Source organism: Acetivibrio straminisolvens JCM 21531 (assembly GCF_000521465.1).
Classification (GTDB): Bacteria; Bacillota; Clostridia; order Acetivibrionales; family Acetivibrionaceae; genus Hungateiclostridium; species Hungateiclostridium straminisolvens.
On sequence record NZ_BAVR01000015.1, the window covers coordinates 1 to 11,922 of the forward strand.

An 11,922-nucleotide genomic window follows, 5' to 3' on the forward strand; every position below is an offset into this window, starting at 1 on the left:
AAAAAATAGCGGGATTGATAATTACAAATAATAAAATTAATTTTGAAGGTTATGTTAAAGATGAAAACGTAGGTGATACACTGGGGCTGTTCTTTAGCTTTGACAGCTATGATGAAAGCATGGCGGGAAATTCTTTTAAGGATTCCGTTATATCCGACGGAACGAAGCAGAGCATAAGCGGAGCCATAGATTTATCATCGTTTGATCTTAAAGACGGAGTTCACGACTTTTATTTTTGGGCAGTGGATAAAAGAGGAGTAAGGTCACTTCCGGAAAGAATAGAGTTTACAGTTGATACTGTACCGCCCGAAAAACCGGTGCTTACTCCAGACAAGACAGAAATCACAAATCAGAGCGTTGTAGTGTCGGTATATTATCCAACAGATGCAGCGGTCAAAGAGATAAAGATAAATGACGGACCTTGGATGCCAATAACCGATGTAACTAAAGATGACCGGATTGTAATGGATGAAAACGGTACAATAAAAGCAAGGGCAACTGATGAAGCCGGAAATGTTTCGGAGATAGCTGAACTTGTAATAAATAATATTGACAAGACTCCACCGGAGGCACCGGTTATTACCCAGAAACCTGAGAACGATACACCGACAAACGGTAGTGTATTTGTCACGATAAGCTATCCCGATGATGCTATTGTGAAGTTGTTTAAAATTGGCAAGGATGCGAAATGGTCGGATTATAAAGACAGTTTAACTTTAACGGTTAATGAGGCAGTTTATGCTGTATGTATGGACGAAGCGGGAAATTTAAGCGAAGAAGCTGTAAAAGTTGTGACTAATATTGATACATACCCTCCAACAGCACCGGTGATTAATACAAGTGCTCAGGAGACTGCAGAACAACCGATTACGGCTGCAATTGTGCCTGGAATTGACAAGGAGTCCGGAGTTAACAGAACTGAATACTGCTTAAAGGGTGCGACTACGAAAGATTGGGAAAAATACGAGGAAGGAACTGTAATAACCATATCTGCATTGGGAGAAACAGAGATTTGTGCAAGAACAATTGATAATGCCGGAAATATTTCTCCTGAGACAAGTAAAAAGGTTGTAATAAAAGAAAAGAAAGATGACGGCGGTAATGACGGTGGCAATAATGATGGCAACAACGGCGGTAATAACGGAGGTAATAACGGCGGTAATAACGGCGGCAACAATAATGGCGGTAATAATGGAGATAACAATAATGGAGGCAATAATAGTGGCGGCAATAACGGAGGTAATAACAATGGCGGCAGTAAAGACAATGAAATCCTGGAGCCCAACCCAGGTATTCCAGGAGCCAATCCGGTAGATTTGTCCATATTCATAAGTGCCGACAAATCGCAATATGAAGAAGGTGAAGTAATTACTTTTACTGTCATCTACAAGATCAAAACCAATGCTCAGGCAAATAATGTTATTGTAAAATCGGAAATACCAGCAAACACAACTGTTGTGGATATAGCTGGCGGCACTCGAAATGACGATAACATTGAATGGAAAATCGAAGCTCTTAAGGCGAATTCTTCGGGCAAAATTCAATATAAAGTCAAGGTAAATCAACTTGATGTTCCGGAGATAAGTTCATCTGCCACTACTTTCATTACAGCTGACGGAACATTGCTTAACAAGGATGACGATGAATCAAAGACTATTTTCCTTCTTTTCTCGAACCGATACGGTGAAAACTATCACGGCAAATATATTGCAGGTTATGAAGACAATACGTTCAGGCCTTTAAACAATATAACAAGAGCTGAAGTGGCAACAATTATGGCTAGGATATTAGGATTGAAACAAGAGGTTGCCGGAACCAAAACATACCCGGATGTGTCAAAGAACCATTGGCATATAACAATATAATTGCCGTGACAGAAAAAGGCTTGTTTACAGGATATGAAGATGGCTCATTCCGTCCCGACAACTTTATTACAAGGGCAGAATTTGCTACGGTTTTGGCTAAATATTTGCAGCTTAAAAATGTTGAGCATGATGAGGTGAATTTTTCAGATATCGCAAATCATTGGGCGAAGAACTACATAGATGAAATATTCAGGGTAAGACTGATAGAAGGTTACCTTGAAAATGGTGTGAGACTGTTTAAGCCTGATAACTACATAACGCGAAGCGAAGCGGTGACAATAATAAACAAAATGTTGTTCAGAGGTCCGCTTGAAGGGGCAAAGGTACCTTTCGCCGATGTTGAAGAAGGTTATTGGGCATACGGACATATATTGGAAAGCTCTATAGACCATTATTATGTACGAAACAAGGAGCAAAGTGAAACGATAGTAAGTAAGAAAACAGTGGAATAAGAGTTTTGGAATTATAGGCTTTATAAAGTAAAATTCAATATGACTCATGAATTAAATAAGGGTTGGCAATATACCAACCCTTATTTTAATCCTAAAAACTTTCTATAAAGCTTTTAAAGACAAATAAATGAGACATATAAATAAACATTAAAAATCTCTTTTTGCAATGTCATGCAGCTTTAACGAAGGATTTTTTTCCTCAGCCCACCGTATAGACCACTCATTTTCAAACAAAAGAACATATCTTTCATCTTCATCATGGACAACCATTGTCGTGCTTGTCAAAGTGAGATTTCGAGGTTCTATGTCATTGGACACAATCCAGCGGGCATGCTTATGGGGAAGCCGCTGAATTCTTAAATCGACACCGTACTCCTGCTTAAGTCTGTACTCTAAAACCTCAAACTGCAAAACTCCGACTACTCCGACAATAAGGGACTCAAATCCTATATCTATTTGTTTGAATACCTGTATTGTACCTTCCTCAGAGAGTTGATTGATACCTTTTATAAACTGCTTTCGTTTCATAGTGTCTACCGGGGTAACTTTGGCAAAATGTTCGGCCGGGAATATTGGAATTCCTTCAAACTTCAGATTGCTGTTGCCTTCGCTCAAAGTGTCTCCGATGTGGAATATTCCGGGGTCGAAGACGCCGATTATGTCTCCTGCATAAGCTTCTTCAACTATGGTGCGTTCCTGTGCCATAAACTGCTGAGGCTGGGAAAGACGCACTTCTTTTCCTTGCTGAACGTGGTAGACCGACATACCGCGGCTAAAGCGCCCTGAACAGATTCTAATAAAGGCTATTCTGTCCCTGTGAGCGGGATTCATATTTGCCTGAATTTTAAACACAAATCCGGTAAACTTGTCCGATTCCGGGTCTACTTCTCCTTCGGTGGAATTCTTGATGCCCGGTTTTGGAGACAGTTCCAAAAACTCTTCAAGAAAGGGCTGAACTCCGAAATTGGTCATGGCACTCCCAAAGAACATGGGAGTAAGTTCACCCTGCTGTATTTTTTTCCTGTCGAAAGCGTCTCCTGCCATATCAAGAAGCTCTATATCTTCACAGAGTTTTTTGTGATAATGTTCTCCTAGAAGCTCGGCGAATATCTTGTCATCAACGCTGCCTTTAGTTGAAGAAACGATAGTTTGACCGTGATTGCCTCCTTCGAACAATTCTATCTGGGAAAGTTTTCTGTTATATACCCTTTGAAGTCCCCGTCGGTTCCTATTGGCCAGTTCATGGGATAGGAACGGATTCCAAGGACATTTTCCAGTTCTTCCATAAGTTCGAAGGGGTCCTTGCTTGCTCTGTCCATCTTGTTTACAAAAGTAAATATAGGAATACCTCTCATTTTACAGACATGAAAGAGCTTTATAGTCTGTTCCTCCACACCTTTGGCTCCATCGATTAGCATGACTGCACTGTCGGCAGCCATAAGAGTACGGTAGGTGTCTTCACTAAAGTCCTGGTGACCCGGAGTATCCAATATATTAATGCAAAAGTTGTTGTATTCAAATTGCATAACGCTTGAGGTAACCGAGATACCTCTTTGTTTTTCAATTTCCATCCAGTCGGACGTTGCATATTTGCTTGCTTTTCTTGCCTTTACAGAACCGGCCAGCCTTATAGCGCTCCATACAGAAGGAGCTTTTCCGTCAAGGTTGTCTTACCGGCGTCAGGGTGGGATATAATTGCAAACGTCCTTCTTCTTTCAACTTCGTAACTAATTTTATTTTGCATAACAGCATAACCTCTTACCGTTAATTATTAATTTATTATGTATTATAAGGCAACAATTTATTTTATATTATTGCCTTGCGGCATGTCAATAATAAAGATTTGAGGAATTGTACGGCATATTTCTTACCTGTTGGAAATTCTATATATTGCATTTTTATGTTAAAGTCTGTACAGTGTTTTGCTTAGTGATATAATTATAGTATCAATATGGCGAAATTTTGATTTGCTGATAGTCTAGTATAATCATAAATGAAATAAAAACAATAATCCAAAACGGAGAAAAACTTCTGTATTGAGTTAAAACAAAGACACAGAGATTTTATTATTTGGAGGAATTTTTGATATGGCCAACAGATCAATGTTGTTAATTGGTAATTCTAAGCAATTTGACTATAATAAAATTATAATGAAAGTCAAAATATTATTGCTGTTGCCAATTACTCTATTCCTATGTTTTGGTTTGGTTTATTTTCTTATGAAGATCTTATCTATAGAAAACTCGAAATGTCAGACGGGACATTTGAAGATTGGCCTATATTAGTAGTAGAAAAGGATAAAGCTATTGAAAGAGCAACTAAACGAAAAGAAAGATTCTTAAGTGTACTTCCTAAAACATATGATTCTTTATACCAAAAGTGGATTTTTCTATTGCAAGATATTAATCTAAACTACATATTTCTTGATATGGACGAGATAAGGATGATGGAAAATGATACTGAGAATTTTGACAGGAAACTAAAAGAGATTTTGAATTCTTTAGATGATTTTAATTCGAATAAATTTGATATATTAATGAAAGATTTTGTTGGTATTCAAATAAAAGAAGGCATATTAGACAAAGAAATTAGTCATCCTAAATATAAAGAAGAAATAATTCACTTACTATGCGGTTATAGCTGGATAAGAAAGGTTCCGTGGGAAGAATAGTAAAAAGCCCCCCTTTTAAAGGGTATAATAGAATTGACATAAAAACCAACACTAGAGGGGTTGTACAATTCTTAAAGATAAATTGGAACTAAACATTTTTGGAATTATAAAACTGTGAAAGCAGCTAAAAAAAACCTTGCTATTTCAGCGGTTTCGAACTGTCCCTCTGCGTTTTTCCTGTGTTTCTCCGCCCTTCTGTAAGATTAAATAAGATATTGACAAACAATCTGTAAAATATTAAACTTTAAGTGGTGGTTTTCCAGATATTATGTTGAAAAACATCAAAGAAAATGCTAAAATAGTATAAATAAAAAAATGTTGTAATGTATTTATCTTTTACATAGTAGGGGAAGAAGTATAATATATATAAATTAAGAAAAATCAAAGTATCTAAAAGTATCTAGATAAGAAGCGATTTTAAAACAACCTGTGTTGTATTTTGCTTAATTAACTGGGGAGCAAGGTCAGTACTACTCTTTATTTTTCATACCCATGTTTATTTGAATTTATTAGCAATTAGTGCAGTCAAATCAAAGAAACAAATCCTGAAGGATATTAATCGTCGCCAGTTCGCGTTGATATCTGAGGGTGTCATGTTATAGCAATTTCTGTAGCACCAAGAGGAGGTGTGAAGGGGAGAGGCTGTGTCTTGGGGGGATGTCAGAGATGTGTAAATGGTTTGTCTTCTTTACACATACCGGTAAAGAGCATGCGGTTTGCAACTACTTAAACGGAATGTTTGACGATGAGAGGACAGTTGCATTTGTTCCTCAAGTAGAGCTGGTATATAAAAACTCAGGGCAGACTTATAAAAAGCTTAAACCTATGTTCCCGGGTTATGTCTTGGCTGAGTCGGTAATGGATTCAACAAAATTTGCACGTAAGGCATTACAAATAGTAAAGCAAACAACGCACTTTATTAATCTTTTGGGAAAGGAAAATCCCGAATTCATGTCTTTACATGAAAAAGAAAAGGAATTTTTGTTAAATTTTTGTGTTAACAGGCATCCTCACACGCATGTTGTTGAAAAATCAATCGGTTTTATAGAAGGGGATAAGTTGATAGTGACATCCGGCCCTCTATGCGGCAGGGAGAGCATTGTAAAGAGAATTGACAGACATAAAAAGCGTGCGGAAATAGAATTGGAGTTTATGGGTAATCTGAGACGTGTAAATGTTTCGTTGGAGGTTGTGTCGAAGATTTAATTATTAAAAATTTACGAGGTAAAAATATGGATGTATTGCTTCTGATAGATAAAAACCATTTTGGTACTGCTTATGATTCATTTACATCATTATTGCAAATGGGTTTTAAAAGGTTTCTGAAGAATCAGCCATTTCAGCTTGAGGAATATAGTACAAGCCTTCCTGAAATAGAGGTTGGATATTCCTTAACCGGTGTAGTCCTTTCTACGGCACTGTTTAATGCAGGACTGAAATTTAAAACGTTTGATAATTTCGATATAATAAATAAGAACAAAGAAGAGTTGATACAATATTTACAAACAGATTTGAAATGTATTGCGATTTCTACTACTTACATTGACGGATGTGCCAGACTGCAGGAAATTGTGGATTTTGTCAGGAATTACAATAAACAGGCCAAAATAGTCGTTGGCGGTCCGCTTCTCTTAAGCGAATTTGAAGATATATATACAAGTGTCAGACAAGTAGACTATTTTGTGTTTGGTGATGGGGAATACAGTTTTCCTAAATTGGTGCATAATATATGCAACGGTTCTGAAACCGCAATTGACGGTGTTGTTAAAAGACAGGACGGATCGGGTATCCCCGAGGTTCCTAAAAATATTCCCAATATCGATATAAATTCCGCCCCAATTCCTAAATGGGAATTAATACACGAATATTTTATAGGGGACGATTCTACTCCTACCCCAACTATTGAAGCTGTCAGAGGATGTGCATTTCGGTGCTTGTTTTGCACCTATCCCATTGCCGGCAGGTTTAGAACAAAAAATCCGGAACGGATAGTGGAAGAGATGAAGCACTTAAAGGAATTGGGTTATGATGCAATTCGTTTTATCGGGTCAAATTTTACATTTCCACAAGACTGGTGCATTCAAGTTTGTAATGAAATTAGTGCAAGCAAAATTGGAATGGAATTTTTCTGCTTTGGGAGAGTGACCGATTTAACTGATGAAGTGGTGGCAGCCCTCAAGACAGCCGGATGCAGTCAGGTGTTTCTCGGTGTTGAATCGGCACATGAGCCGATTTTGAATGCGATGGGCAAAAAAACATTGGAAAAAGACATACTGCCTGCGTTTGAAAGGCTTAATAAGAACGATATCTATTCAACCGGATCTTTTATCATTGGATTCCCCGGAGAGACACAAGACACGGTAAAAAAGGTTGCGGACTTAATCAAAGATTCGAAAATGGAATATTACCATTTATTCAGTTTGGGTATAAGTAAAGGATGCCGGTTGTTTAAAGAACGTGATAAGTTTAACTTGAGAATAAATGATGAATTGATAAGAACATCAAAATTCTATACATCCTGGGAACATGACACAATGAGTTCTAAGGAGGTCCCGGGATTGCAAATGCAGGTATTCAAAGACGTCTACCATCATTCGGAAAGTGTTATCGGGCTGATTCCAAGGCTTATAAGAGAGTACAAGCTCAACAGTTTTTTCAAGGATTTAGATAAGTTTGAGAGAAAAAAATTATACCAGTTGTTTCAAACTGGAATGTTTCAGTGTTTAAGACAGGTTGATGAAACAAGCTCAAGGGAAATCTGGAACAAAATTATTGATTTAAGCCGGAACGCCGAAAAAAGCAAGGTGTGTAATGTTGTAGCCGAGCTTTTAAGGCGAATATAAAATTTAGCAATAAAGGAGAAGGATAAAATGAGAGAGAGAATTACTTTTACAATTATTCCTACATACAAATGCAATATGTATAATTATTGCAGTTATTGCTATGCAAAAGAAATGAGTGACAAGTATGGAGAAATATCAGTTGAAAATTTCAGGAACATAATCAATTGGCTGAATGAGGAATACAAAAAAGTTGAAATTGTATTAATAGGTGGAGAATCTACAATGCATTCCAAATTTGATGAGCTACTCTCCATCATGAATGAAAATATAAAATCAGCCAAGCTGTACACAAACAATATGTACGGTGAAGATATTTTGAATTTGATTCTCCGTAGCCCGGTATTGAAAAAATTCAATATACATTATGAGGAGAAATATTTCTTTAATGAAGAATTGAAAAAAAGATATATGCACAATATTGATACGCTTTATAACGACGGAAGAATGATCAATCTTCGGTTCAATATCAACTCCAGCGATTTTGAATATGAAAATGTCTTAAACCTGGCACAGAAATATAAAGCTTTGATACTCTATTCAATTTCAGCCCCCGGAGGCGGAAATAACGATTACGTTCCTATAGAGTTCGTTGAGTCGTTTGCCCCAAGACTTTTAAGCTTTGTAAAAGATGCAAATGAGATGGGGATAAAGCTTAAATCCGCCAGACCGTTGCCTTTCTGCTCTTTTAGCGAGAGCGAACTGGAGTATCTGATAGATAAAGGCGGTATGAAAGGTTGTTGTAGCCCGTATAAAGCCATAAACCCGGATATGAGCGTGTTGGGGTGCAGCAGCTTAATTGATTTCGGCATGATAAAGGTACAGAACAAAAATGAATTTATAAAGAGTCTTGATGATTTTGAGTATTTGATAAATGAAGCCAAGTGGGAGCATATGTCAATCGGCAATTGTGAAGAATGTAATTACTTCCATAAAAAAATATGTCAGGGCGGGTGCCTGACTTACAAAGGGCCATTGTTCAATAATCCGCTGGAGGGGGGCGTGATAAGTTCGTGTTCAATGAATTTTTATGACAGGCATTGATATAATGACCGACCGGGTTATAAATCTAATATTATTTATTGGAGGTCAATATGGAATCAAAAGATAACAACCTCAAAACCTTATTGAGTAATTCAACCGTAGGAAAGATTGTTGATAAATATCCGTTTCTGATTGATACTTTTGTTGAACTGGGATTTACACCAATGAAAAATCCTGTTACCCGTAAAACTGTGTCTTACATGATAACCCTTGAACAAGCAGCTGCTTTTAAAGGTATGCATGTGGACGAGCTTATTCGGATACTCATTGAGAGAATCAGCGAAAATACGGATGAAGATGCCGTTCCCGGGAGGACGGAAGAATCCTGTGAAAATATTGTAAACATGGATTCTGTGCCGAAAGCGGATATACGTTTCTTGGGTATAGTGCCTTGTCCGATACGGAATGTTCTAATAGAGAAGTTTGACAAATTTGTTTCGGATTTCAACTACAGATTCGATAAAAAGCTGGCCTGGACTGTGGCAGGCGAGGGAACGGCCGGCGGTGATGTGCTTAAGGATATTATGGCCATATCAAACAGTAAAAGATATGATCGTTTGGTTGATTTGTTCACTGCAGTCGGTAAAGATATTTTTGTACATAATTTTTATGGAGGCAGAATATATAAGAATAACATATGGAAGAAGATCGGGTCGCATGCAGATGCCCACCCATTGCTGGAAGAGTTTAAAGACCCGAACGGTATTTTGCGTCTGGTTTATGGAACACCCTTTATTATGTCGTGCAGAAAGAGTGTGCTCGGTGATGTTGAACTTCCCAAGACATGGGTGGACCTGACTGATGAAAAGTACAAAGGCAAAATTGCCGTTCCGTCCTTGAATCTTCCTATCATTCCGGATCTGTTGGGTGCATTGTATTATCATTTAGGGGAAGAAAAATTCCAAAAATTCGCGGAAAACTGTTCTTATGACATGCATCCCGCTGAAGTATCCACCAGAAGAGATCGTGATGAAATACCGGGGATCTTTATTGTACCGGTGCATTTTGCAGAGATTTCTTCATCTTCCGGTGCTGTAGCCGTGTATCCTGAAGACGGGTCAATATTATTGCCTGCGTTTGCGGCAGTGAAGAGTGATGCAGTGCAAGAAACAGAAGAGTTACTGAAATTTTTAACGGACAAAGAGTTTTTGGAGGTCTTTAAGACCTGCGGCAGTATGGTTCCAAACCATAAAGATTTTGAAATTGATGAACGTTTATTACCTTTTATCACAAGACCTTGGCAAGATCTATTCGAGAGCAATCCTCTCACGTACACTACAAGATTAATTGAAATGATTAGGAAAAGGAGTAAGATATGAAACTGATAATAGCGGGCGGACCGCCATCTACCGGAAAAACCAGCGTGTTACTGCATACACTGGAGAAATTAAAAGATAAAGGCAAGAAGATCCATGTGGTGAAATTAGACTGCTTAGTTGGAGGAGACGAAGAAAGGTATAAAAAAAATGGCTTTGAGGCTGTAACGGTTTATCTGTTTATGTTTGTCCGGATCACTATCTTGCGACAAATATCGACCGAATCATCGAATGGGGATTTAAAAACAATTGCGACTACCTGATAATTGAAAGTGCCGGTTTATGCAATCGCTGTTCACCTCATCTGAAAGATGTACTATCTGTTGTTATTTTGGACATGCTCAGCTCAAATGCCCCTAAAAAAATTGGACCGCTTTTGAAGTCAGCGGATATTGCAGTGCTGACCAAAGGAGACTTGATATCGCAAGCAGAGCGGGAGGTATTCTGTATTCATTTATCCAGAGTTGCACCAAAAGTAAAAATACTAGAAGTTAACGGTTTGACGGGTCAACGGACAAATATCTTGTCAAACTGGTTTGAAAAGGCTGAAGACATTGACAACGCAGGAGGCCATTTGTCTTTAAAACTTAGATATCCTATGCCGGGAGCTGTCTGTTCATTCTGTCTGGGAGAAAAGCGTGTCGGACAGCATTTTGCAAAAGGAAGTTATCGTTTAATTCAATTTCCAGATTATCAGATAGGAGATATGCGGTTATGATAAAAGATTCATCGAGAGGACTTGAAAGCTTTACTGTTGAGGGACTCACTATAAATCAAATTCAGGAGTGGGTTCCGGATATTGAAATTATAATGAAGGATCTTGGAATTCCGATTACGAACAAAGATTCCTCATTGAAATATTTATGTGACGAAGCCGGTTATGAATTATCACAAGTATTGCAGGCTATTTTTTCAAGGGAAGCTCAGAAAAAAGAGATTGAAATGCAAAAGGAAGCGATTAACTTTTCAAATATTGACCGAATACGAATAGAAACCGGTTTTGATAAGGATGGAAATCGGGAACCCGTGGAGAGCATTGAGCTTCGAAGCGGTGAAATTGTTGCTATTGTTGGACCTACCGGTTCGGGAAAATCACAGTTGCTGTTTGATATTGAATCTCTTGCTGTGGGGGATACCGTTTCAAAACGAAAAGTGTATTTGAACGATAACCTGTGGGAAGTTTCGGATGACTCATACAATATGATACGTCCGATAGCACATATTTCCCAGACGATGAACTTTATTCTTGATTTATCTGTATACGATTTTCTTAATCTGCATATTGAATCTCGGCTTGGTATATCAAATAACGAATCGCTCATTGATGATGTTATCAAGACGGCTTGTAAATTGTGCGGAGAACCGTTTACAGGGGAGATGCAGTTGGTTTCCTTGTCCGGCGGCCAGTCAAGGGCTCTTATGATTTCCGATGCCGTTCTTATAAGCAAATCCCCTATTGTATTGATTGATGAAATCGAGAATGCAGGAATTAATAAGGATGTTGCTATAAATTTTCTTACCGGTAAAGGAGAAATTGCATTATTGGCAACTCATGATCCTGTCATTGCATTAAAAGCGGATAAAAGAATTGTTTTGAAAAATGGGGCAATATCAAAAGTCATCGAAAGGCAGAAAGAAGAAAGTGATATATTGGAAATGCTATTAGAAAATGAGAGAATCGTGGAGGATTTACGAAAGAAAATGCGCTTGGGCGAAACCATAGCTTTATAAAGA

Annotated in this window: 8 protein-coding genes and 2 pseudogenes; 9 read left to right on the forward strand and 1 reads right to left on the reverse strand. The window is 37.9% G+C overall.

Annotated elements, in window-relative coordinates:
• Together JCM21531_RS05715 and JCM21531_RS20855 are read left to right on the forward strand one after the other, a co-directional pair.
• The coding region (locus JCM21531_RS05715) for an OmpL47-type beta-barrel domain-containing protein (protein ID WP_243467290.1) at window positions 1–1,865 on the forward strand (1,865 nt) is incomplete at its 5' end.
• Window positions 1,847–2,317, forward strand: a complete 471-nt coding sequence (locus JCM21531_RS20855) for an S-layer homology domain-containing protein (protein ID WP_243467291.1) — start codon at window positions 1,847–1,849, stop codon at window positions 2,315–2,317. The genes JCM21531_RS05715 and JCM21531_RS20855, both read left to right, overlap by 19 nt.
• A gap of 147 nt (window positions 2,318–2,464) precedes the next feature.
• Here JCM21531_RS20855 and JCM21531_RS05720 read toward each other — a convergent pair.
• Window positions 2,465–4,061: pseudogene (locus tag JCM21531_RS05720) on the reverse strand (peptide chain release factor 3).
• A 450-nt stretch (window positions 4,062–4,511) separates the two neighbouring features.
• On the opposite strand from JCM21531_RS05720, the gene JCM21531_RS05725 reads away from it, so the two are divergent.
• The 7 genes and pseudogenes from JCM21531_RS05725 (at window position 4,512) to JCM21531_RS05755 (ending at window position 11,919) form a co-directional block, all read left to right on the forward strand.
• A complete protein-coding gene (locus tag JCM21531_RS05725; RefSeq protein WP_038288152.1) occupies window positions 4,512–4,988 on the forward strand; it encodes a hypothetical protein in 477 nt (158 codons plus the stop codon).
• Between the two features lie 666 nt (window positions 4,989–5,654).
• Window positions 5,655–6,194, forward strand: coding sequence for an antiterminator LoaP (gene loaP / locus JCM21531_RS05730; RefSeq protein ID WP_038288154.1), 540 nt, complete (start codon window positions 5,655–5,657; stop codon window positions 6,192–6,194).
• 26 nt (window positions 6,195–6,220) lie between these two features.
• Window positions 6,221–7,831 carry a B12-binding domain-containing radical SAM protein gene (locus tag JCM21531_RS05735; protein WP_038288155.1) on the forward strand — a complete coding sequence of 537 codons (1,611 nt, stop codon included), beginning with the start codon at window positions 6,221–6,223 and terminating at the stop codon, window positions 7,829–7,831.
• A 27-nt stretch (window positions 7,832–7,858) separates the two neighbouring features.
• Window positions 7,859–8,872: a radical SAM protein gene (locus JCM21531_RS05740; protein WP_038288158.1), complete on the forward strand. Its 1,014-nt coding sequence runs from the start codon at window positions 7,859–7,861 to the stop codon at window positions 8,870–8,872.
• A gap of 50 nt (window positions 8,873–8,922) precedes the next feature.
• Entirely contained in the window at window positions 8,923–10,191 is a 1,269-nt protein-coding gene (locus tag JCM21531_RS05745; protein ID WP_038288159.1) for an ABC transporter substrate-binding protein, read from the forward strand.
• Window positions 10,188–10,906: pseudogene (locus JCM21531_RS25020) on the forward strand (GTP-binding protein). The gene JCM21531_RS05745 and the pseudogene JCM21531_RS25020 overlap by 4 nt, the downstream one beginning before the upstream one ends.
• Window positions 10,903–11,919: an ATP-binding cassette domain-containing protein gene (locus JCM21531_RS05755; RefSeq protein ID WP_201768053.1), complete on the forward strand. Its 1,017-nt coding sequence runs from the start codon at window positions 10,903–10,905 to the stop codon at window positions 11,917–11,919. The pseudogene JCM21531_RS25020 and the gene JCM21531_RS05755 overlap by 4 nt, the downstream one beginning before the upstream one ends.
• Window positions 11,920–11,922 lie beyond the last annotated feature (3 nt).

What these genes read in the sequence shown, in the direction of transcription:
- JCM21531_RS05725 (WP_038288152.1), top strand. Translation starts at nt 4,512, where the DNA reads ATGTTTTGGTTTGGTTTATTTTCTTATGAAGATCTTATCTATAGAAAA.
- loaP (WP_038288154.1), top strand. Translation starts at nt 5,655, where the DNA reads ATGTGTAAATGGTTTGTCTTCTTTACACATACCGGTAAAGAGCATGCG.
- JCM21531_RS05735 (WP_038288155.1), top strand. Translation starts at nt 6,221, where the DNA reads ATGGATGTATTGCTTCTGATAGATAAAAACCATTTTGGTACTGCTTAT.
- JCM21531_RS05740 (WP_038288158.1), top strand. Translation starts at nt 7,859, where the DNA reads ATGAGAGAGAGAATTACTTTTACAATTATTCCTACATACAAATGCAAT.
- JCM21531_RS05745 (WP_038288159.1), top strand. Translation starts at nt 8,923, where the DNA reads ATGGAATCAAAAGATAACAACCTCAAAACCTTATTGAGTAATTCAACC.
- JCM21531_RS05755 (WP_201768053.1), top strand. Translation starts at nt 10,903, where the DNA reads ATGATAAAAGATTCATCGAGAGGACTTGAAAGCTTTACTGTTGAGGGA.